21 protein-coding genes and 2 pseudogenes are annotated in these 21,745 nt (G+C 68.8%); 12 read left to right on the top strand and 11 right to left on the bottom strand.

Translation table 11 applies throughout. The features are described from left to right. Positions 1-47: 47 nt before the first annotated feature. Positions 48-764 (top strand): Clp protease N-terminal domain-containing protein, encoded by a 717-nt coding sequence (locus tag ABT147_RS00870; protein ID WP_351401272.1) that lies wholly within the window; start codon positions 48-50, stop codon positions 762-764. A 375-nt stretch (positions 765-1,139) separates the two neighbouring features. Here the strand turns inward: ABT147_RS00870 and ABT147_RS00865 are convergent, their stop codons facing one another. Continuing rightward, the gene (locus ABT147_RS00865) at positions 1,140-1,538 is read right to left on the bottom strand and encodes a YunG family protein (RefSeq protein ID WP_351401270.1); all 399 of its coding nucleotides are present in this window, start codon (positions 1,536-1,538) and stop codon (positions 1,140-1,142) included. Positions 1,539-1,782: 244 nt separating this feature from the next. Between ABT147_RS00865 and ABT147_RS00860 the strand changes: the two genes are divergently transcribed. Then, entirely contained in the window at positions 1,783-2,337 is a 555-nt protein-coding gene (locus tag ABT147_RS00860) for a hypothetical protein (protein WP_351401268.1), read from the top strand. 464 nt (positions 2,338-2,801) lie between these two features. Here ABT147_RS00860 and ABT147_RS00850 read toward each other — a convergent pair whose 3' ends face one another. Continuing rightward, positions 2,802-2,939, bottom strand: coding sequence for a hypothetical protein (locus ABT147_RS00850; RefSeq protein WP_502983006.1), 138 nt, complete (start codon positions 2,937-2,939; stop codon positions 2,802-2,804). Between the two features lie 120 nt (positions 2,940-3,059). On the opposite strand from ABT147_RS00850, the gene ABT147_RS00845 reads away from it, so the two are divergent. Next, positions 3,060-3,398 carry a hypothetical protein gene (locus ABT147_RS00845; RefSeq protein WP_351401266.1) on the top strand — a complete coding sequence of 113 codons (339 nt, stop codon included), beginning with the start codon at positions 3,060-3,062 and terminating at the stop codon, positions 3,396-3,398. Between the two features lie 4 nt (positions 3,399-3,402). Here ABT147_RS00845 and ABT147_RS00840 read toward each other — a convergent pair whose 3' ends face one another. Both ABT147_RS00840 and ABT147_RS00835 read right to left on the bottom strand, forming a co-directional pair. Continuing rightward, positions 3,403-3,891 (bottom strand): hypothetical protein, encoded by a 489-nt coding sequence (locus tag ABT147_RS00840; RefSeq protein ID WP_351401264.1) that lies wholly within the window; start codon positions 3,889-3,891, stop codon positions 3,403-3,405. A gap of 91 nt (positions 3,892-3,982) precedes the next feature. After that, entirely contained in the window at positions 3,983-4,618 is a 636-nt protein-coding gene (locus tag ABT147_RS00835) for a TetR/AcrR family transcriptional regulator (RefSeq protein WP_351401263.1), read from the bottom strand. Positions 4,619-4,708: 90 nt separating this feature from the next. Here ABT147_RS00835 and ABT147_RS00830 point away from each other — a divergent pair, with 90 nt between their 5' ends. Next, the gene (locus ABT147_RS00830; protein WP_351401261.1) at positions 4,709-6,151 is read left to right on the top strand and encodes an amidase; all 1,443 of its coding nucleotides are present in this window, start codon (positions 4,709-4,711) and stop codon (positions 6,149-6,151) included. A gap of 32 nt (positions 6,152-6,183) precedes the next feature. Here the strand turns inward: ABT147_RS00830 and ABT147_RS00825 are convergent, their stop codons facing one another. From ABT147_RS00825 to ABT147_RS00815, 3 genes and pseudogenes are all read right to left on the bottom strand, one after another. Beyond that, positions 6,184-7,305 carry a DUF4037 domain-containing protein gene (locus tag ABT147_RS00825; RefSeq protein WP_351401259.1) on the bottom strand — a complete coding sequence of 374 codons (1,122 nt, stop codon included), beginning with the start codon at positions 7,303-7,305 and terminating at the stop codon, positions 6,184-6,186. 100 nt (positions 7,306-7,405) lie between these two features. Beyond that, positions 7,406-8,377, bottom strand: a pseudogene (locus tag ABT147_RS00820) (transposase); the annotation flags it as partial. A 145-nt stretch (positions 8,378-8,522) separates the two neighbouring features. Next, positions 8,523-9,305 carry a phosphotransferase enzyme family protein gene (locus ABT147_RS00815; protein WP_351401257.1) on the bottom strand — a complete coding sequence of 261 codons (783 nt, stop codon included), beginning with the start codon at positions 9,303-9,305 and terminating at the stop codon, positions 8,523-8,525. A 251-nt stretch (positions 9,306-9,556) separates the two neighbouring features. Between ABT147_RS00815 and ABT147_RS00810 the strand changes: the two genes are divergently transcribed. From ABT147_RS00810 to ABT147_RS00800, 3 genes are all read left to right on the top strand, one after another. Further along, positions 9,557-9,994 (top strand): ankyrin repeat domain-containing protein, encoded by a 438-nt coding sequence (locus ABT147_RS00810; RefSeq protein ID WP_351401255.1) that lies wholly within the window; start codon positions 9,557-9,559, stop codon positions 9,992-9,994. Between the two features lie 213 nt (positions 9,995-10,207). Then, positions 10,208-10,858: an ArsR/SmtB family transcription factor gene (locus ABT147_RS00805; protein ID WP_351401253.1), complete on the top strand. Its 651-nt coding sequence runs from the start codon at positions 10,208-10,210 to the stop codon at positions 10,856-10,858. Further along, a complete protein-coding gene (locus ABT147_RS00800; RefSeq protein ID WP_351401251.1) occupies positions 10,855-12,159 on the top strand; it encodes an MFS transporter in 1,305 nt (434 codons plus the stop codon). Before ABT147_RS00805 ends, ABT147_RS00800 begins: the two co-directional genes overlap by 4 nt. 115 nt (positions 12,160-12,274) lie before the next feature. On the opposite strand, the gene ABT147_RS00795 is transcribed toward ABT147_RS00800, so the two are convergent. Continuing rightward, positions 12,275-12,901 (bottom strand): class I SAM-dependent methyltransferase, encoded by a 627-nt coding sequence (locus tag ABT147_RS00795; protein WP_351401249.1) that lies wholly within the window; start codon positions 12,899-12,901, stop codon positions 12,275-12,277. A 63-nt stretch (positions 12,902-12,964) separates the two neighbouring features. Here ABT147_RS00795 and ABT147_RS00790 point away from each other — a divergent pair, with 63 nt between their 5' ends. Continuing rightward, on the top strand, positions 12,965-13,651 hold the full coding sequence (locus tag ABT147_RS00790) for a TetR/AcrR family transcriptional regulator (protein WP_351401248.1): 687 nt from the start codon (positions 12,965-12,967) through the stop codon (positions 13,649-13,651). Here ABT147_RS00790 and ABT147_RS00785 read toward each other — a convergent pair. Next, complete coding sequence (locus ABT147_RS00785) at positions 13,620-15,356, bottom strand: PE-PGRS family protein (protein WP_351401246.1); 1,737 nt, start codon at positions 15,354-15,356, stop codon at positions 13,620-13,622. The genes ABT147_RS00790 and ABT147_RS00785 overlap by 32 nt on opposite strands. Before the next feature lie 337 nt (positions 15,357-15,693). Here ABT147_RS00785 and ABT147_RS00780 point away from each other — a divergent pair, with 337 nt between their 5' ends. The 4 genes and pseudogenes from ABT147_RS00780 to ABT147_RS00765 all read left to right on the top strand — a co-directional run bounded on the left by ABT147_RS00780 (position 15,694) and on the right by ABT147_RS00765 (position 18,891). Continuing rightward, on the top strand, positions 15,694-16,923 hold the full coding sequence (locus tag ABT147_RS00780; protein WP_351401244.1) for an alpha/beta hydrolase family protein: 1,230 nt from the start codon (positions 15,694-15,696) through the stop codon (positions 16,921-16,923). A 42-nt stretch (positions 16,924-16,965) separates the two neighbouring features. Next, positions 16,966-17,599, top strand: a pseudogene (locus ABT147_RS00775) (MlrC C-terminal domain-containing protein); the annotation flags it as partial. Between the two features lie 91 nt (positions 17,600-17,690). Then, positions 17,691-18,308, top strand: a complete 618-nt coding sequence (locus ABT147_RS00770; protein WP_351401242.1) for a dihydrofolate reductase family protein — start codon at positions 17,691-17,693, stop codon at positions 18,306-18,308. Between the two features lie 208 nt (positions 18,309-18,516). Beyond that, positions 18,517-18,891, top strand: coding sequence for a hypothetical protein (locus tag ABT147_RS00765; RefSeq protein WP_351401241.1), 375 nt, complete (start codon positions 18,517-18,519; stop codon positions 18,889-18,891). Positions 18,892-19,071: 180 nt separating this feature from the next. Here ABT147_RS00765 and ABT147_RS00760 read toward each other — a convergent pair whose 3' ends face one another. Beyond that, on the bottom strand, positions 19,072-20,178 hold the full coding sequence (locus ABT147_RS00760) for a methyltransferase (RefSeq protein WP_351401239.1): 1,107 nt from the start codon (positions 20,176-20,178) through the stop codon (positions 19,072-19,074). Between the two features lie 365 nt (positions 20,179-20,543). Next, positions 20,544-21,632, bottom strand: a complete 1,089-nt coding sequence (locus ABT147_RS00755; protein ID WP_351401236.1) for an endonuclease/exonuclease/phosphatase family protein — start codon at positions 21,630-21,632, stop codon at positions 20,544-20,546. Positions 21,633-21,745 lie beyond the last annotated feature (113 nt).

The following is a 21,745-nucleotide window of genomic DNA, read 5'->3' as shown; positions in this document are numbered from 1 at the left end:
GGCAAGTGCACCTTGACAATTCTGAATTGTCAAGGCGTACTTGCCTCATGACTCTTCCGGACCTGGACGAACTCATCGCGGAAGTCGACCGGAGATGCGACACCGCACACCACCCCGGCGGCCAAGAGCAGCCCGACTGGCTCGCCCTGCTGACGGTGGCCGCGCAACTCTCAGGCCAACTACAGGCCCTGGCGGACGATTTGGTCGAGGACTACGTCGAGCACTGCCGGATGCACGGCTCCTCATGGACGGACATCGGCACCGCCCTGGGCGTGACCCGCCAAGCGGTCCAGCAGCGCTTCCACGCCCCGCACAAGCGCTACAGCCCCGAGATGATGACCGACGACCTCCGCCAAGCGATGGTCCACGTCAAGCAAGCGGCCGTACAGCACCGCAACAACTACATCGGCACAGAGCACCTGCTGCGGGGCCTTACCGCGGAGGACAACAGCGCCGCCCGTCTCCTGCGGGCCGCCGGTGTCTCTCCCGAGGAGGTCCACAAGTCCGTCGGAGCCCGGCTGAGCATGGGCGCCTCCCAAGCGGCTGAACGGATCGCCTGGACCCCCTACTCCCGCAAGGCGATCGACATCGCGGAGGCCCGATCCCGGCAGAACGGCTCCGACCGCATCGACTGCGACGACCTGCTGATCGGCCTCGCCCAGGTCGGCCGCGGAGTGGCCGCCGGCGTCCTGACCGACACCGGCTTCGACCTCGCAACCCTTGACGCGACATCAGCGGAAGCGGGCACGGCACAACACGGGTAACCGACCCCGGATCCCGTAGACGCGCTCCGCATCCCGGACTTGAATGAGACGCGACGAAAGATCCTGTCTCCTTGTGCTCGGCCGAGCGCCCGTACCAGTGCCTGTCTCCCCATCCTCACCCACGACCTGGTCAGCCACGGGGCGTCGTCGGGACGGATGCCCTATGGGCCCAGCTCGCGCCGCCGGGGGACGCCGCGCGTTGCCTGGCCCCTCACCTTCCCCCGCGACCACACCGCGACGGCCCGCAGCCAGCCAGAACTACGCCAGCGCTTCCCCTCTGACATACAGAAATGGAGAGGCGCGGATGGCCGCTGAGCCGACGAGGCCACGGGGCCGTTGTTCCTGCGGGCCGACCGCCACGGATGCTTCTCCCCCTCAGACAGGCTCCGGGAGCGGACCGAGGTGTTTGGTGACGCGCTCACGCAGAAGGAGGTACTCCTCCCAGCGGCGGGGAAGAGGGCCCGGTGGGCGTACGACGACACGGGCAGCGGTGATGGTCTGGCCGAGTTGGAACTGCTCGCGCGTCAGATCGAGTTCTATGCCGCTGGGCAGTCGGTTCCACCAGTGGAAGCCGCGCGCGGTCCCTGCAAGGTGCACCTCACCGACGATGAGGTCGCCGCTGAACACGTCGTTGACGACCAAGGCCGTGATGTCGCAGTGCCCCCAGGCCGGGTTGCCGGGCTGCCAGTCGGCCTGGTCGTCGGGCGAACAGGTGTCGGCGGACCAGCTGGCGCGCAGGGCTCTGTCGAGATCGAGCAGGTTCCAAGGGATCATGCCGCCAGCATCGCAGCCACCACTGACATCGAAGATGACGCAGGAACCGCGGGGCTGACAGGACCGACGCCACTGTCCGTGGATATCGTCATCTGATCGGCGAAGCTACCCGGAAGGAACGGCCCAGGGCGTCTACCGAAAGCGGAACAGTAGGGTTGGAGTTGGGTTGGGTTGGGCTGTGATGGGTGTCGCGCCCGTGCTGGGGAGGGCCGCCATATTGTTCGGGTCCCGGACCGGATTCGGTTTGGAGTTCCATGTCGAACACGACCCGGGGCTGCTGTGCGTCGACATCTTTATCGGCGGTCTCCATGTGAACACGTGGGACAACGCGTTCTACCCACCCCTACTGGTCAAGAAGCTCAAGGACGAGCTCAGTCGCTTTCGCACGCCGACAACGCCGCCGGTGGGGTTCACCTCTCCGGCTGCGTCCTTTCGCCTTGCCGAGAGTTGGATGTACGACGACGCCGGTACCGGGATCTCACCTGGGGCCGAGGCGGCACTCGCGCGGTGTGTGTTCCTGGAGTGGGGGGAGTGCACCGACGAGGTGACAGCGTTCGCGTTCCCTGACGGGGACCGGGTGCACCTCGCCTGTCGGGTACGCGATGGAGGCGGTCCCGCCTGGGGTACCGAGGCCCGGCGTGAGCCAACGGTGGTGTCGGTGAACCGGACGTCGCTCGTCGAGACGCTGGAGGGCGGCCTCGTCATCGCCGAACGCGAGTGGTCTGCCCGGCTCGCCGCCATCAAGGCCCGCAGTGACACACATGACGGCGAGGACACGTCCAGCGTGCGTTCTCCGTAGGCATGCATCGCAGAACTGTTCACAACGGGTGGGTGCCAGGGTTCCGCCCACGGCACGTACGGCACCCCTCAGATTCGTTCGCCAGTTCGCAGGCAGCCACCAGTAACCACTGTCATGGCAGGTCAGGTCCGGGTGCTGACCGTGCCGGGCGCGGCCCTCAACGAGTGGCAGTTGCCGGAGAAGAGGAACGAGCCGGTGGTGCTCAGTCTCCAGGGGCGGAGGGCGTGGCGACGGGCGTGCCGGCCAGGCCGTTGTGGACCAGTGCCAGGAACTCCTGGTCCGTGAAGCCGGGTTCGCGGGCCTGACTGATGAGGCGTTGACGCCCAGCGACTCCGCCACCTCGCGGGCGGGTGGCAGCAGCTCGCCGGGGGCAGCCGTGCCGTTGGCGAGCGCGCCCCCCACGCAGGCGGCGATCTGCTCGCCGAGCGGCACGGGGGAGCGGGTAAGCACCCGGAACAACATCGCTACTCGCGCTCCCTCGCCTGACGGTCCACCAGGGCGTTGAGCAGCGCGGCCGCGGTGGTCGAGTCGTCGACGGTGACCACGTATTCGCGTCCACTCGTCGTACGGACCCCCAGTGCCTCTCCCGAACGCAGCACCACGCCCCGGCGGTTCGGGCGTACACCGCCCGGTGATCAAGACGGACGGAGGCGACCTCGCGTACGTCTCCCTCACCCTGACGGACCCGAACGGCACCCTCCACACCGAGGCCCACCGCCCCCGTGCGCCTCGAAGTCTCCGGCGCGGGACTCCTGTTGGGCCTCGACAGCGCCGACCCGTCCACCGAGGAACGCTTCGACGCCACCGAATGCCGCACCTACGAGGGCCGTGCCCTGGTCGTTCTCCGCCCGACCGGCCCCGGCAAGATCCGCCTCCTCGCCACCGCGGCCGACTGCGACCCGGTCGAAGTCCTGGTCGTCACGAACGGTAGCGACCAGACCGATGAGGTTCCTTCGTGCCGGGAACCGAGGCATGGGTTCGAACAGGAGGTCCTTGCCTTCGCCGGCATTGGCAGGAGCCCTCATCTGTCACCGCCGAGTCGTCCGTGTCGACGGGCATGACCAGTCACTGTGAGGCTCCGACACTGCTGACCCAGACATCGAAGGGCCTGCCCTCCGGCTCGATCTCGGTCTCGGTCTGCTCCGGGATGCTCTGCGCGTCGTCCAGGTCCGACCAGGGGATGAAGCCTGGCTCGCTGTCGGCCAGAAATCCCGCGACGACCGGACCGAGGTCGTCGCAAGCCACATACGTACCTCTGAACGGCAACGCATCCGGAGGCACAGAACCGGTCGAGCACCGGAGCTGTCCTGCCTGTTCGTCGTGCCACACATAGAACGTCGCCACCCCGGAGAAGCCCAGATCGCGAACGCGCGCCCGGATGGCGGCAGCAGTCCGTTCGAAGGCCGCCACCACCTCGGCGACGGACAACGAACGCCTGTCCTCGTCAGCCGCACCCAGCGACCAGGTGTTGGTCTCCCACTCCACCCGCCGGTCAGCCGGTTCCAGCACCACAGGCTCGTCCGCCACCTCGGCGATCCACGTCAACAGCACCACAGCAGTATCCCTGCGCAACTCGACGCACAACTCGACGCACAATGCGACCCGAGAACCACGGAAAGGAACGACGTCTTGAGCGCCATGAGTGTCAGACGTCCTTTCGGGGGCGGGTGGCGCGGAGACGTTCCCAGAGGTCGACCAGGTGGGTGTGCAGGACTTCCTCGGCTTCCTCTGCGGTCAAGTGGCCCATGAGTACGTGGGTGGTGAGGCCGTCGGTGAGGGCGAGCAGGGTGCGGGCCTCGGCCCGCGGGTTGGGCGGTGCGGTGTCTCCGTCGGTCGGGTCGTTCTCGGTGGCCTCTGTGATCAGGCGGGTGAGGAGGTTGTGGAGGGCCGCGTAGCTGTTTCTCAGCGGGCGGGCGAGTGGCTCTTTGACGGCGGCCTGGGCGACGAACGCGAGCCAGATCCGTGCTTCGGCGCGGTGTTCCTCGCGGAGCAGGGCGATCTCGTCGGTCGCGTGGCCCAGGGCGGTGGCGGCCGACGGGGCCGGGCTTGCGGCAAGGCGTGCCCTCACGCGTTCGGTGATGCGTTCGCCGACGTGGTCGACGGCGAACAGGAGCATCTCCTCCTTGCTGCGGAAGCAGCGCTGAACGGCGCCCAGGGACACCTGCGCGCGGGCGGCGACGTCGCGCATGCTCACTCCCTCCGGTCCGTGTTCGTCGGCAAGGAGGCAGACGGCCTCGGCGATCCGGCGGCGTCGGCTTTCGTAATCCACCTGCTTGGGCATACGCGGTCAGCCTCCTTATTCCGATACGATCGTATCGCTTCCGGGTTATGGTTCGGACACGAACACTTCGGTACAGGGACAGGGAGCACGATGACCAGGCATGACGCCCTGTGGGCCATGACCGCCGTCACCCAGGCGGAGGCGGTCCGAGGCGGCGCGATATCGGCCCTCGAACTGGTCGACAGCCACCTGGAACGCATCGCTGAGGTCAACCCGCAGGTCAACGCGGTCACGCAGCTGATGGCCGAGCGAGCCCGTGAGGCGGCGGCGCGGACAGACCGGCGGAAGGCAGAGGGCGACGTACTCGGGCCGCTGGCCGGCGTGCCGTTCACGGTGAAGGAGTCCACCCCTGTCGAAGGGGTGCCGACCACGCTCGGAACGTCACGCTTCCGCGACCTGGTGGCGTCGGCAGACGCGCCCCCGGTGGCCCGGCTCCGCGCGGCCGGGGCCATACCGATCGGCCACAGCAACATGCCCACCCTGATCCTGGCCGGGATGCACACCCGCAGTGAGTTGTTCGGCGACACCGTCAACCCGTGGGACCGCAGCCGGACCCCGGGTGGCACCAGCGGCGGCGACGGAGCGGCCGTCGCCACCGGCATGGCCGCGCTCGGTCTCGGCAACGACTCCGGCGGATCAGTACGGATCCCGGCCTCGTTCTGCGGCGTGGCGGGGCTGAAGCCGACCACGGGGCGGTTCCCCGCCGACCACCGCGTCCTCGGCCCGCAGGACCCCGGACCGGCTGCACAGATGCTGGTCACCGACGGCCCCCTGGCCCGCTCCGTCGCCGACCTGCGACTGGCCTACGAGGCGCTGGCCGGTACCGACCCGAGGGACCCGCGGGCCGTACCGGTACCCCTGTACGGCGAGCCGCTGCCGACGCCGGTCAAGGTCGCGGTCGTCGCCGATCCCGGAGGTCACGGCGTCCACCCCACGGTCCGCGGGGCCGTCACAGCGGCGGCTGACGCCTTGCTCGACGCCGGGTACGACGTGCGGGAGATGGCGGACGTTCCGCGGATGGCCGAGGCACTCGAGGCATACGGCCGGATCACCGTGACCGAATTCGCGCCGACCTGGCCGGTGGTGCGGAAACTGCTCGGCGACGGCGGAGACCGCTACATCCAGATGGCCATGGAGAAGACCCCGCCCGCGAACGCCGCAGAGCTGACGAAGCTCATGGGGACCTGGCTCGGTATCCGCCGCTCCTGGGCCGAGTTCCTCGACGAGTACCCGCTGCTCCTCGGACCGGTGTTCACCGAGCCGCCCGTCGAGCCGGGACTGGAGTCACGCGACGAAGCGGGACGGGAACGAGTCGCCAAGGGCATGCGCCTGTGCACGGTGACCAGCTTCGTGGGCGTTCCCGCGGTCGCCGTACCCACCGGAGTCAGCGACGGACTGCCGTCCGGCATACAGATCATCGGGCGCGCGTTCCGGGAGGACCTCTGCCTGGCTGCCGCCGAGGCGATCGAGAACCGCCTCGGCGTGCTCACACCAGTCGATCCTCGCCCGGAAGCCCCGGCTGCCGCGCGGTAGGCGGTGCTACGACTGCGGGCAACTCTCTTCCTCTATTGCCTTGAGACGGAGTTCTCAGGGGGAGAACAGACCGTTGCCCGGGTGGCGGCGCGTGTCCGTTCCGGATGGCTGAGGACGTCGGTGCTGTCGATGAACTGGTCGACGTTGCCGATCATCGGGAGGGTGCGGATGGTCGGGTCGGTGATGCGGGCGGTCAGCGCCGTAGTGAAGCGCTCGGCGCGCAGGACCTGGAATGGTCGGGTGTGGTAAAGCCGCGTTGCAGGGTCGACAGGGTCGGTGAGGCCGAGTTGGTTGTGAGTGGCCGCGACGACCTCGTAGGCGCGGGTCAGGTGATGCTCACGGGTGCGCCAGTCGGTGGCGGCGAGGGCCGCGGTGAGTACTGGGGTGAGGGCGGGTGCCTGGGGGGTGCGGGCGAAGGCGCTGCCGAGCCACTTGCCGTAGGGCGGGTAGCGGCGGTCCATGAGCAGGCAGAGCAGCATCAGATCGCGCACCAGTCGGGCGGTGACGATGGCGGAGCCGAGTTCGTCACCCACCTCGCCGCAGCGCCCGACGAAGGCTTCTTCCTGGGAGATGCGTTGCCACTGGCAGGCGAGTAGGTGGAGCCAGACGTCTTGGGGGTACCAGTCGAGCTTGGCGCGGGCCGCTGCGAGTTGACCGAGTCCGTCGTGGAAGACGGCGCCGGCAGTGATCTCGGCGAGGAGTTGAGTGGGGGTGGCCAGCCAGTCCGCCAGGGTGATGTCGGTACGCGGGTCGAAGCCCAGGTGCGCGGTGAACCAGGCGCCCGTGTCTGTGACTTCGACTCGGTGGTGGACCGGCCCTTCGGTCGTCAGCATGACCCGGATGCCCGCTTGGCCAGTGGGGGCGAAGTGCGTCGGGTAGCCGAGGAAGGATTTCGGCAGGCGTTCGGAGAGCAGTGCCGTGATTCTCGTTCTGTGGAGGGTGATGTCCTGCGGGCCCAGGAAGATCTGCAGGCGGGGCCCCCACTCGTGGTCGGCGGAGCGGGCGGTGTCGAATCCGAGGACTTCCGAACCGCTGCCGAGGCGGGCGGCGGAGTGCGTGATCCCGGAGGCTGCCTCGTCCAACAGGGGCCGCACGGCCTCGAGGTAGAAGCGGCGGGAGAGCTCCAGCCCGGGGATGAAAGACGGCGTGGTCATGCTGGGGAGGCTGCCGGATCGGCGTGTGGTCGGTCGAAGGCTTTTCCCGTCCGGCAGGCCACAGTTGACTGCGTGTACGGCCGGTCCGATCCGTTCAGCCAACGCGGATCAGCGTGCCTTCGATGATGGGAAGTTCGCCGGTGTGGTCGATCCATGCGGAGCGGGTGGTCAGGCGGGGGTGGATGCCGTCCCGGGCCATCGCGCGGGCGGTGCCGTACCCGTCGGTGACCTGAACGGTTGCCGCGTCCGGCTCGCCCCAGGTCTCCGGCCTGGCGAAGCGGAACTCCTTGCCGTGCTTCGGCGGTCGCCCGCCCTGGGGATAGGCCAGGGCGGTACTGCTTGAGCGAGGGCCTCGGCCGTCGCATGACGCGGCCGGAGCGCATCCGTCCCAGTACCTCGACCGGGAGGCCGGTCAGAAGGTGGGCCATGCGCGGGACGTCGTAGCCGGCGTCGAAGACGATGAGGATGTCGCGCTCGCCCGAGTGCCAGCGGCCCATCTCGATCAGGTCCTCGACCACCCGGCGGAGCTGGGCGGCAGCGACCTCGGCGACGTCGTCCCCGGGTCCGGGACGCACGGCGTCCAGGAGCTGGCACCAGGATGTGTGGCCCGATTCGAGGGGGCGACGAAGGAGCACGGCCAGCCGGGGATGAACTGGTCCGAGGAGCGTCCGCTGCGGCCCTAGACGTGGCAGAACAGGCGGTTCGCGCTGGTCCGCGCTGGTCCGCGCTGGTCGGCGCGTCGGGGCGGAGCCAGTTGTTGACGTCGGCCGCCAGGATCAGGCGGCCGTCGGCGGCCCGCAGCATCGGCAGACCGGCCAGCATCTGCCGCAGCCGGAGCACGTCCGCACTCCCGCAGTTCAACGCCTCATACACAGCGCCGGGCCCGCGCCGGTGCTCGGCCACCAGCGTCAGGTCCACCGGCTAGGTCACCGGACCCGTCCGCGCACAACAACGCGTCCACGAGGTCGAACAGTTCGTACCCGGGCGCGGTCAGGCAGTCGAATAAGTCCTCCCGGAAGCGGGACGCTTGCGCGAACGCCTCCCCGGGACCGGTGGCAGGCAGCAGACTCACCCTCACGGCCTTGGTCTGGATCGGTGCACCTTGGTCGGAGCACATGATCAGGCGAAGGCCGCTTCAATGTCCGGCGAATGCCCAGGTGAGTGATCCAGTTCGAGATTTATTTCGATGCCAGGAGCCGGGCACGGGCGCTGATGCCTCAGCTAGCGAGCAGGGCCTGCATCCACTGGTCTTCGCGTTGCTCGATGTATTCGGCGTCGTTTCGCCAAGCGTCGCCGTGGCCTTCAGCCCACAGCCTTGCCCAGGGCTGGGCTCCTTGGGCTGCCTGGTCGCGCAGGAAGTCGTGCATGGAACGCGTACGGCGCCCCAGTAGAGGCACCAACCGACGGCGTTCGGACTCAGCCAGGCCGTAGGCGTCGGCGAAGACTCGCAGTCGGTCCGCCGCGTCCGGGCTCTGCCAGTCCGGATGCGCGGACAGCGGGATGAACCCGTGAATGGCGTATGCGACATCCCACAGGCGCGAGCCGGGACCCGCAGCGTCCCAGTCGATGAAGGCCCACCGCGCCTCGTCTGCGACCACGAGGTTCCAGGGGGCCAGGTCGTTATGGGCGATGATGTCACTGCCCTCAGCGGGGATCAGCGTCTGCCACCGCGCATCGGAGGGCGCCGTGAAGTCCTGCACGGCGTCGTGGAAGTCCCGGATCAGCCGTGCCACGCGAGCCAGTTGTCGAGCGGGTTCCATCAGCGAGAACCGGTCGGGCCAGACCACATCTCCCGGCATGAAGGTCAGGACCTCACGCCCCTGATCGTCAATGCCGAGCGGACGAGGCGCCGCGCCGAATCCCACCTCGTGCAGGTGGGTAAGCAGGGCATGCACAGCGGGAGTCCATGGTCCGGTCGGACGGCGAACGGTGTCCCCGACGCGAACGACACCCTCACTGACGTTCCCACCGGACAAAGGCTGTTCATCATCGTGCCGCATCGAACCAGTGTGTCGGATCAGCTCGTCTTGATCACCCCATTAAGGGGGAGCGTCAGAGTAGGGACGGAGGTTAAGGAACAAGCTGACATGACGTTCCTGAACCTCCCTACGAATGCGGGCGGGTGTGACTCCGTTCGGCGGAGCCGACCTCTCCGAACTCCCTCAAGCCGGAGCCGGAGCCGGACGACCATGGACTCGGACGCTCGCGTGGACATGCCCCATCACGCACTCGGTCGCTAGCCTTGGCCCTCATGAACCAGCGGCAGCGAAAGAAGCTCTCCCGGCGCCTCTGCAACGCGATTCTGGTGGGTGACACCGCTGCCGTGAAGGCGGTACTGCGGGCCGGGGCCGACCCGGAGCAAGCCGACAGCGAAGGCACCACACCTCTGTACGCCGCCTCCGTGAACGGAGAAGCCGATATCGCTCGCCTGCTTCTGGCGGCCGGCGCCGCCCCCGACACCGAGAGCAGCGGAATCGGCGCGGAGGGTACGCCGTTGTGCGCAGCCGCGTGCTGGGGGCACACCGACACCGTGCGCGAGCTGTTGGCGTACGGTGCCGATCCGAATACACGGGAAGATCACGGCACAGGCTGGTCCCCGTTGGACTGGGCGAACAACGGCCCCCACCCCGCAACCGTGGATCTCCTGACCACGGCGGGTGCCACCACCAGCGGGCGAGCGACACAGTAGCGGCGATCGACTCCTGTACACGCACTACGGCCCCTGTTTCGAGGGACTCGTCAGGTAGGTACCGGGACCATGACCTCGTGCTCGCCGCCACCACCACCAACGACGGCTTGGCCTCCGCCCGCGCCAGCCCACACCCAACTGCGGTTCTCTTAGCCAGAGTCTTCTCTGCAGAGACTCCTATGCAGAGAAGACTCTGCAACCTACGCTGTTGGCATGTCGGACGAACCCGAACGCGCACCACAGCCCGCCAAGCCCGCCAAGCCCGCCAAGCCCGCCAAGCCCGCCAAGCCCGCCAAGCCCGCCCGGCGTCTCGATGCGCGCAGCCTGCGGGGGCTGGCTCATCCGCTGCGGATGAACATCTTCGAACTGCTCAGTCTGGACGGCCCCGCCACCGCTACGGGGCTCGCCGAGCGCCTCGGGGAGAACACCGGCACCGTCAGTTGGCACTTGCGCCACCTCGCCGAGCACGGCTTCATCGAGGAGGAGATCGGGCGGGGCACGAAACGTGAGCGCTGGTGGAGAAAGGTCGGCGTCACGAACGAGCTGAACACCGCCGACTTCCGCGACGATCCCGACACCCGGGGCGCGCTCTCGGTCTACCTGCACGAACTGGTGCAGCAGTACTTCAGCCGGGTCGTGAACTACATCAGCGAGGACTGGGACGACGGGTGGCGGAGCGCCGGCACCGTCTCGGACTGGAGCGACCTGCGGATGACCCCGAGTCAACTGGAGGCGTTGAACGCTGAGTTGATGGCAGTCATCGCCCGCCACACCCCTGCCCTGGATGCCGAACCCGCCCCGGACGCACTCCCTGTGGTCGTGCAGCTCCAGTCCTTCCCCCGCAAGCGGCGTGGCACCGCATGAGCCAGGGCGTACGCGGTGGTCTCCTGCACCGCCACCGCGATTTCCGCCTGCTGTGGTGCGGCGAGACCGCCGGCAAGTTCGGCGCGTCCGTCACCGGGGTGGCGATGCCGCTGGTCGCCGTCTCCACCTTGGACGCCGGCACGTTCGAGGTCGGCCTGCTGAGCGCCGCCGCCTGGGCCCCTTGGGTGATCATCGGTCTCCCGGTCGGTGCCTGGGTGGACCGGCTGCGGCGCAGACCGATCATGCTGGTCTCCGCCGCGGTCTCCCTCCTGCTCTTCGCCGGCGTCCCGGTCGCCGCATGGTTCGGCTGGTTGAGTATCGGACTGTTGCTGGCCGTCGCCCTGCTGACGGGCACGGCGGCGGTGTTCTTCCAGACGGCTTACAGCGCCTATCTCCCCAGCGTTCTGGAGCCCGCTGACCAGCCCGAGGGCAATGCCAAACTGCACGGCAGCGCGTCCGCCGCGCAGATCGCCGGGCTCGGCTTCGGTGGCCTGATCGCACAGTTGGCGGGTGCGGTGAACGGGATGTTCGCCAACGCCGCGACCTTCCTCGTCTCCCTCCTCTGCCTGGCAGGTATCCGCCATCGCGAGCCACGCGTCACCAGAACCGAACATCGGCCCAGTTCACTCGTCGGTGAAGTCCGCGAAGGGCTGCGGCTGATCGCCGTCGACCCCTGGTTACGCACGCTGACGCTCTTCGGAGCCGCCTCCAACCTGGCCCTGATGGGATACCAGTCGATCCAGGTGGTCTTCCTGGTTCAGAGCGTCGGCCTGACCCCGGGGACGGTCGGGGCACTCATCGCGGCCACCAGCGCCGGAGGCGTCGCCGGGGCCTTCGTCGCCCGCCGGGTCGCCCATCGGATCGGCACGGCCCGTGCGATCCTGCTGTTCGAACTGGGACTTCCCATGTTCGCCCTGCTCATCCCGCTGACCGTCGGCGGAGCGGGGACCCTGCTCTTTGTGACAGGTGGCTTCAGCGTCTCCGCGGGCGTCGTCGCCGGCAACATCATCAAGGCCAGTTTCCAGCAACGCTACTGCCCGCCGGACCTCCTCGGCCGCCTCACCGCGAGCACGGCGTTCCTCAACTACGGAACGATCCCCATCGGAGCACTGCTCGGCGGCGCGCTCGGAACCGTACTCGACCTCCGTACCGCCATGACCATCACGACAGCCGGAGTCCCGCTCGCCGCACTGATCCTGCTCTTCTCCCCGATCCGGCGATGCCGAGACCTGCCGACGACGCCGAGACCTGCCGACGTCCCGTCAGTCAACGAGCGATCCCAAACTCCCGCTGGATTCTGACGGCGACCGGGCCCTACCTCATTGACCACGCCCACCACGCCCACTACGCCCACCACGCCCCCCCACGCACTGGCCGAGAGTTGGATCCAATGAGACGAGACGGGCGCGGTTACGCTCACGCCGCTGCGGCGGCGCGGTGCAGCGTGAACCAGAACGTCGGGACCGGGTTCGTGCCGGGCGTCACGTCGGCCAGCCGCCACCCGGCGAACCTGGCGCTGAGTTCGTCGGCGGTGACGCCGGAGATCGGGTCGTGGAACGCCTCGGGCCCGTAGCCGAACATCAGCAGCCGTGCGCCGGGGGCGGCACGCTTCGTGAGGCCGGCCGCGTAGGCGTCGCGGCGGTGCGGTGGGATCCCGCAGTAGCAGCTCAGGTCGAAGAACAGGTCGTACGGGCCGGGCACGCCCACCTCGTCGAGTCGGGTGGCGTCCCCGCACAGCACCGTGACGTCCGCTCCGGCCGCGGCGGCCTTCTCCCTCGCCTGCCGGACCGCGCGGTCGACCAGGTCTACGGCCGCCACCCGCCAGCCGTGCCGGGCCAGATGCACCGCGTTGGTCCCCGTGCCGCAGCCGAGTTCGAGGACCTGGCCGGGCGTCAGCGCGCCGGGCCCCTCGACCAGGTCCACGAGCTCGGGCGGCGTGATGCCGCTGTCCCACGGCGGCTTGCCGTCCCGGTAGTAGTCCTCCAACGCGCCGCGCACAGCCGCCTCTTGGTCGAGCTCCTCAGCCGTCCGAGTTCCACTCATCGCCACCCCTCCAAGAAACTAGAGTCAAACTCTAGTGATTGACTCTAGAGATAGACTCTCACCATGGATGCGGTCAAGGGATCCGACGGACAGAACGCCGAGCAGGCCGTCAAGCGCCCCGTCGAGCGCCCCGACAAGCGGGCCGAGCGCTCACGGCGCACCCGCGAGAAGATCGTCGCGGCGGCGCGGGATCTGTTCGTCGCGCAGGGGTACGGGGCGACGAGCCTTCAGGAGGTCGCGGACCGCGCGGGCGTAGCCGTGCAGACCGTGTACTTCGTGTTCCGCAACAAACGTGCGCTGTTCAAGGACGTCGTCGACACGTCCATCGCGGGCGACGGCGAGCCGGTCGCCACGATGGATCGGGACTGGTTCCGCGCCGCGTGCGCCGAACCCAGCGCGGCCGGGCAACTACGCGCTCATGTGCGGGGCGTACGCGACATCCTCGGCCGTGTCGCCCCGATCATGCCGTTGATCGCGGCTGCCTCGGCCACGGACCCGGAGATCGCCGCGCAGTGGCCCGCCGGCCCCGACCCGCGCTACACCGTCCAGCACGCCGCAGCGAAGGCCCTGACCTCAAAGCCCGACGCCCGCCCCGAGATCGATACGGCCCGCGCCGCCGACGTGCTGTACGGGCTGCTGAGCCCGGAGCTGTACCTGGTCTTCGTCCGCGACCGGGGCTGGTCCCCCGAGGTGTGGGAGGAGTGGGCCTGCGCGACCCTCACCGCTCAACTCTGCGCTGAACACGAGTAGGCAGCGGCCCTTCGGCGACCCTGCAACCTCGCGACAGCCAGAAGTCCTCGACCCTCGTTCTACTCCCGCGGGCGACCAGTTCCTCGTACAACTTCCGCTTCTGGGCGGTGTCCTTGGCCGCCTCCAGCTTGGCCACCCAGTCCTGCTTGATCGTCTGGAGGAAGGCGTGCCAGTCCTCCCCGCCCATCTTCCCCAGTTCCGCCCTCGTGGCACCGATCTTGTCCTGCTTGTGGCCGTGCAATATGGACTCGGGGTTGGCGGTTGCCTCCGTGGACCTGACGCCGTGGTGATAGCCGACCGGGCTGCGGGCGCCGGGCGCCACCGTCTCGATGCCGACCAGCAGAGCGCCGTCCTTGTCACCCGTCGGCGCGGTGAACACCAGGAGCATGTGGCCGTAGGAGCCGTTCGGCAGGACCACATCGCCGTTCCAGTCCTTGGTTTCGAAGCCGCCGCCCGAGAGGTTGGCCGCCAGCAGCTTCGGGGTGGTCATGCCGGGGGTGTACTCCGAGAGCTTGTTCTTCACCGCCGCCCCGACACCGCCCTCCTCCTTGAAGCTGCCGGGCTCACCGTCCTTGTTCTTGCCGATGGAGGAGCGGTGCGTGGCGTAGTCGCGCTCCACTGCGTGCTTGTGCAGGTTGCCTTCCTCGGTGACGCCGAGGAAGTCGAGCAGTTGATCGGGGCTCTCACCCTCGCGGAGCGCGGGGATGCGGATGTTGACGCGTCCGCCGTGGGCGAGCGCCCGGATGACATCGCCGTCCTTGTAGTCGACGTAGTTGCCGTCCTTTCCCGCGACCTGGAGTCCGTGCCGCAGGATGAGCAGGACGTTGGTGAGGATGTTCCGGGCGAAGTCGTCCTGCCCCTTCAGCTCCTTCACCTCCTTCGTCGCGCCGTCGCCGACGGACTCGTGCTTCTGCTCCTCGCGCAGGCCCTCCGGGAACAGGGTGTCGACAGCGGTTTCCCGGATCTGCTCGTCCCGTTCGTTCTCCAGCGTCTTCCGTTCCGGATCGTCGGGCCCCTGCTCGTTGGTGCGCATGAATCGGCCCAGGGTGTACGCCGGATTCGTCGGCGTGGAGGCTCCCGGGACCGGCGTCTGTGCCTGGAAGGCGAGGGTCGCGGCGAGGACACGCCGTCCCGGGCTCAGCTTCAGCCAGGCCGAGTAGTCGGCACGCTCGCGCTCCGAGACCTCAGCCTGCGCGTCGTTCCCGCCCAGGTCCTTGCCCTTGCCCTTGCGGCTCGAGCTCTTGCCCGAGTCGGCCGCCCGGCCCTTGCCCTCGGCGATCAGCCGGCCCTCTGCCAGGGTGCCGATCCCGACACTGTTCAGCCAGCCAGGCCGCTTCGCCGAAAGGATCTCGATGTCCCTCAGTTCGTCCTCCTGGAAGGCCATCCCGAGGACGAGCCGCCGTTCCAGGACCCACTGCAACCGGGGTTTCTCCAGCAGCCAGTCCTCCGGCCACTTCTTGTGCGGCTCCCAGAAGTTGAACTTCCGTTTCTTCTGGAGCGTGCGAGCCTCGATCGACGCGCTGAGCCGGACCATCACCGCATCGGGGTCCCGGGAAGCCTGCAGAGCAGCCTCGTCGGCCGGCGGCGTGCTTTCCCTCGCGGGGGCGTCCGCTTCCATCTGGCTCTCCCGGGCCCGCTGGACGATCGCCGTCGCCGCACGATTGCCGACCGCGATCTGGAACGCCGCCACCTCGGCGGGGCTCACCCGGCCGGGGCCGCCCGCCCCATGGACGTGTGGAAACTCGTAGTCAGTAGGGCGGACGAGTCAACCACCGTCGAGAGCCTGCGAGTTCGGGGGATCCGCTGCTGGTGCGGCCAGCGGTTCTCCATCTGCTGTGGTGCGGTGAGGCGGCCGCTGATCTCGCGCCCGGAGCACGGCCGCAGAGCGTATCGGCCCCAGGGTGTAAACCCGTGGGCCGATGCCGCGCGAGTGATCAATCGGTGGGCTGATGCTGTGGGGGAGGGCAGATGACAGCGTTCCCCTGTGCCCACGGACCCGCCGTACCGGCACGATTGACGATCCGTGACCACGAGAGGGGCCCATGGCTGCCACGCCATTCATCAGCCGGAAGGGCATGACGCGCCGCCGCATGCTGGGAGCCGCGCTGGCGGCAGGGACCGGCGTGCCGCTGGCCGCCGGCGCAGCCCCCGCGTGGGCGGACCCGGGCACGCCCGCCCCCGCCCCGACGGCCCCGACGCGGCTCACGCTGCCCGTGCCCACCGGGCCGCACCCGGTGGGCACGGTCCAACTGCACCTCGTCGACCGGTCGCGCCCGGACGACATCGCGGGCCCCGGGCACTTCCGCGAGCTGATGGCCACCGTCTGGTACCCGGCCCGGGACGTAGAGCGGTACCCGGTGGCGCCCTGGATGCCGGACGGCGCCCTTCAGGCGTTCCTCGCCGACGCGGGGTTCAGCGACCTGGTCCCTCTGGCGCCGCTCACCGCCGGCCACGTGGGCGCCCCGGTGCGGCGCTCGGGCCGACGGCTGCCCGTCATCGTGTTCTCCCACGGTGCGCACAGCCACCAGGGCGACCACACCATCATGGTCCAAGAGCTCGCCAGCCACGGATATGCGGCTGTGACGGTGGCTCACCAGTACGACACGTACACCGAGTTACCGGATGGCCGGGTCGCCGTCCCCCTCTACGACCGGGAGGCACCGACGCTGCCTGGGGACTTCGCCGCAGACGTGCGCTTCGTTCTCGACAGCGTCGAGCAGCTTGCCGCCGGGTGCAATCCGGATGCCGACCAGCGGGAGCTGCCGGCCGGGCTGCTCGGCTCCCTCGACCCGCGGCGCATGGGCGCGTTCGGCTGGTCGAAGGGCGGGACGGCCACCGCCTGCGCCATGCTCGCGGACGAGCGCATCCGGGCCGGGCTGAGCCTCGACGGCCCGATGCGGATGAACCCGCCGCTGGCCGGCGACCTGGTCCGGCCGTTCATGATGATGTCCGCCGTGTTCACCCGGGCCACGGATCCCGCGGTCGCCGCGTTCTGGTCGCAACTGCGGGGCCGGCGGCTGAACATCCAGGCCCAGGGCGCCGCCCACGTCTCGTACGGCGACAACGAGGCGCTGTTCCCACAGGTGGCGAAGCTGTTCGGATGGAGCGCACAACAGCTCCAGGACGTGATCGGCACCCTCGATCCTGACCAGGCGGTGAAGATCCAGCAGGCGTACCCGCTCGCGTTCTTCGACGAGCACCTGCGCCACCGTCAGGGACACCTGCTCGACGGGCCGTCCCCAGCCTTCCCGGCAGTGACGTTCCTTCCATGAGTCATGGGGGGCGGTCCCGTTGGAAGGGGGTGAGTCCGTCGCAGCGACACCGGCGACAACCCGACCGCGGGCGGCGCGGGCGACGTCACCTGGACACTGGAGCGGTCCTCGCGCGGGGGGAGTTCCGCGAACCGGACGGCCCGGTCGTCATCTACGCCTCCCTGCCCGGGCCGGACGCGGTGGTGGAGGCGGAGCGGGCCGGCGTCGGTGCGACCGTCACCGTCACCGTGGGCGCGGAGGTCGACGACCGGCACGCGGGTCCGCTCACGATGACCGGGGTCGTCCATGCCGTCAGGCACGGCGAGACCGGGATGCCGGGCGGAGGCCGTGCTGCGCGTCGGCAGTGTGCACGTGATCCTCACCGGGCACCGCAAGCCCGTACCACCACGAGCGCGACTTCACCGGCTTCGCGCTCGAACCGCGCGCCGCCGCCCTCGTCATCGTCAAGATCGGCTACCTCGAACCGGAGCTGTTCGCCATGGCCGCCGCCTGGAGGATGGCCCTCACACCCGGCGGAGTCGACCAGAACTTCCACCGCCTCGGCCACCGCCGCATCCACCGCCCCATGTACCCGTTCGACCCCCGGACACCGGAACCGGTGCTCACCGCCCGGATCATCCCGCCACCGGACGAGCCGCTCGGCCCGGAGACCGGGGCGGCCACTACAAGATCTTGAGGCTTCACACACCGATGAAGCGCGGCCGCAGACCCTTCACCTGGCCATTCCGAGAGCGATGAGTTCGGGCGGCGGATCGGGTCTGCCCTGTATGACTCGAATCATCGCTGACATCTCGGTCTCTCTCGACGGCTTCGTCACCGGGCCCGACCCCGGTCCGGACAACGGGCTGGGTACCGGCGGCGAGGCCCTGCACACGTGGGCGTTCTCCGACGACCCCGACGACCGCAGGGTCCTGCGCGAGGGGACCGCCCGCTCGGGCGCCGTCGTCCTCGGCCGCCACCTCTTCGACATTGTCGACGGGCCGCAAGGCTGGGACGACACGACTGGCTACGGTGCCGGCGAGGTCGGCAAGCCCGCGTTCGTCGTCGTGACGAGCTCACCGCCGGAGTCGGTGCGGACGACCAACCTCGACTGGACGTTCGTCACCACCGGTCTGCCCGACGCCGTCACCGCCGCGCGCGAGCGAGCCGAGGCGGCGTCCTCGGACAGCGGCAAGGACCTCGACGTCATCCTCATGGGCGGCGGCGCCACGGTCGCCTCGGCGCTCGACGCCGGGCTGGTCGACACGCTCACGCTGCACCTCGCGCCCGTCGTGCTGGGCGCCGGCACGCCACTGTTCACCGGCGGAGCGCCGCGCACGCTGGTGCAGCGGAGCGTGACCTCGACATCGACCGCGACGCACCTGACCTACGACGTCCTCCGGTGACGACGACGCGCCACTCGTCCTGCTCGCGGGCGGAACGCCTACCGCCTCGTATCGACGGGCGGGACGCCTACCGCCTCGTATCGATACGAGGGGAGGGGACGGACATGAGGCGCGGCTCCACGTCGATCGTGGTGACGGCTGGTCACAGTCGGGCCGCTATACGATCCCGTACAGCGCCGAACACGTCATTCCGTGGTCCAGTCTGGTCATGGCCTCAACGCCCGAGGACGACCAGGACACCCCGGCGTCTCCCCAGACCCGCGAACGCCCCTCCCGGCTCATCGACATCGCGGTCGCCTTGCTGTTCCTGGTCGCGGACGCGGTCATTCTCGTGGTCGCCGTGATGCTGTTCGTCATGGTGGGCATGGGCACTGCGCAGTCGCCGTATGCCTCCGCAACCGCGCATTCCCGCGACGTCCCCGTCCTGATGTGGCTCGCCGTCTGGGGCCTTCCGGTCCTGGCCGCGACCGGTGCTGTCGTGCACGCCCGCCTGAGGATGCCGATCAGTGCCGTCGTTCAGACCCTGTTCGCGCTCGCCTGCGCGTTCCTGGCCGTGGCATGGACGCGCATGCTCTTGTCGTGACGCCGGTCGTTCCGGCGCCGCCGGCTTCCCGCCCGCGGGTTCCTCGCCGGGACCGGCCTCGGTGTCCCGGCAAGGCGTGCCCTCGTACCACCATGGGCGCTGCTTCACTCAGCCGACGAACCCGCTCTCGCCGGCATCGGCCTTCGCTCCGAGCATGTCGAGCGTGGCCCATGGGTCCCATCAGACAGCGACAAGCTCCATGCCGAAGTAACCGCCACCGACGGGGTACGTCTTCGAGCGGCGCCATCCCGCGGCTGTGAAAACGGCGTCGAACTCAGTCAGGTCGCGTTCCCTGCCGTTCGTCATGGCGAGCATGGCCATGTCGGACACGGCGGCGAAGTCGGGGCGGCCGAGCTCGCCGACGACCAACTCGACGACCAGCGCGCGTCCGCCCTCGTTCACGGCAGACCGGCAACTACGCAGAATGGTGACGCATTGGGCATCGTCCCAGTCGTGCAGGATCGTCTTCACCAGGTAGAGGTCCGCCGAGGGAACCTCTTGGAAGAAGTCGCCCGCCACCGCAGAGAAGCGGTAGGACAGGCCACGCTTCTCGGCCTCGGCGCGTGCACCGTCGACGGCGTGCGGCAGATCCAGGACCTGGCCGCTCAGCTCGGAGTCGGCTTCCATCAGCGCCAGAACGAAATCACCGTGCGCACCGCCGACGTCGACGACGGTGGACACACCGGCCGTGGAGAGCGCGGCCACGGCACCCTGTGTCACCAGGCCGGACATGTCACCCATCGCCTGAGAGAAAAGCGCTGCCTCCGCAACGTTCTCCGGCCGCGCGAAATACTCGAACAAGTCCATTCCCAGCGCCTTCTGGGTCTGGGTGCTTCCTTGTCGCACAGCCTCGGTGAAGTGGGCCCAGGACTGCCAGTGACCGGGGCTCGTCTGGACCAGAGCCATGGAGCGCAGGGAACCGGGCACATCCGAACGCAGCAGTCGGCCCAGCCCGGTGAGGCGGAAGCGGCGCTGCCCCTCGTGGTCCAGCAGGCCCAACGACGAAGCCGCGCGCATCAGACGGTACGTGGTCTGCGGATGGCTGCCGGCACGCTGGGCCACCTCTTCGGCCGTCAGGGCGCCGTCAGCGAGGTGATCGGGTATGTGCAGCTCCGCCAACGCTCCCAGGACCTGGGCGGCGACGAGGCCACCCAGCAGGTTGAAGACGGCACCGGCATCGGGATCACTCGGTGTGACGTCGGTTGCATAGGTCGTGCCAGTCGCCTCAGTCGCCTCAGTCGCACCAGCCATGTCAGCCACGTTGTTCATGCCGGTCACATCAGTCATGTTGGTCAATACCTCTCAAGAGAGTCGCTGCCGGTCGCCAGTCGCCAGTCGGTCGGGGTCGAGGCGTCCGGGCCGAACACCTCCCGCTGATCGCGCGGCAGAGCCCGTTCCCGCTGTGCTGGGAGTGCGCCCTGAAGACACCGGCGAGCCGTCCGCTGTGACAACCCGCGCTTGTGGTGTAGAGCACACGGAGGCGTCCAGTCCTCTCCCGCTTCATCCGAGTGACTTGTCTGCCCTGTGATCCCCCCGCCTGGTCGGCGGTGTTCCACCACCTCACGCCGCGGCGCCCGGGCGGGCTTGCCCCGTCGCGACTTGCCCGCCCGGGCGCCGCACGGCGAATTCGCCCGGGTCTCGCAGTGCCGCCCTTACAGGTCGAGGTCGGCGACGATGGCAGCGTGGTCGGAAGCCTGGTTGCCGGGTCCGGTCACGGTGTCGAACGGGGTGCCGAACTCGAAGATCCCACGCCGCTCGACCTCGACCTGGTCCACCTTGGCGAACAGCGCCGGCGAGAACATCAGGTAGTCGATCTTGTCGTCGAGGTGGGTGCACTTCCCGTGGGTGCCGGGCGGTCCCTCGTAACTGTCGTGGGTCATCGCGTCCTCCAGGCCGGTGGCCTCGAGGAACGCGAGCGGTGGGCTGCCGGGGGTGTCGTTGAGGTCCCCGGCCACTACGACATGGGCCGAGCGTTCGAGCGCGGCCTGGTAGAGCTGGGCGACGCGCTCACCCTGGAGCTTGCGCTTGTCGCCTCCGCCGCCGCGCTTGCTCTTGAAGTGGTTCCCGAGGAGCCAGAGTGGTTCGCCAGCGATGTCGATCTCGAATTCCGGGCAGTCCCGGCTGAAGATCTCCCGGGAGTTCTTCTTGTCGAAGATGTGCGAGCGCACGGAGGTGATCGGATGCCGGCTGAACAGCCCCACGTCGATGCCGCGAATGTCGTTGCCGTCGATCAGCAGATTGAACGGATACGGTTCCGCGTCGAACTGACCCGCCAGCACCTGCTTGTTGAAGCGGTGCAGGGTGAGCCGGTCCTCGACTTCGACCGTCAGCAGGATGTCGGCGTTCACCTCGGCGATCACCCTGGCGGTGTTCTTGACGGCGTCCCAGCTCAGGTCGCCCTTGACCAGTTCGACCCAGCCGACCCAGGCGGACCGTCCCGTGACCTCGGGCCTGACCTCGATGTTCTGGCCGTCGCCCTTGAGCAGCCTGGCCCGTCCGCGTGGTTCGTTCACCAGGATCGTCTGGGTGGAGATCTCCTGGGCGACATCGGCGCTGTGCTTCTTGAGGAATTGGATGATCTTTGTCTTGTCGTCATCCGTGTATGTGTCGCGATCGAGGATTTCGACAAGCTCCCTGAAGTCCTTGAGTACTTCGTCGCGTATCGGGTCGTTCCCGCTACCGAAGACGATGGGCCTTCGGAAGAGATTCTCGCAGTTGAAAGTGGCTATGCGGATACTCATGGCCTCTCCTTGCACACATCGTTTTCCTGCTTCCAGCCGAACTCTTGGCGCGGCTCCGGGTGGTTGAGGAGCAGTACGAGGAACTGTCCAAGCAACTCGACGACGAGTCGGTG

The sequence above is a fragment of the Streptomyces sp. NPDC001868 genome (genome assembly GCF_040297125.1).
GTDB lineage: Bacteria > Actinomycetota > Actinomycetes > Streptomycetales > Streptomycetaceae > Streptomyces.
Note: the sequence above shows the minus strand (reverse complement) of the source record. Positions and strands in the feature narration are given on the sequence as shown.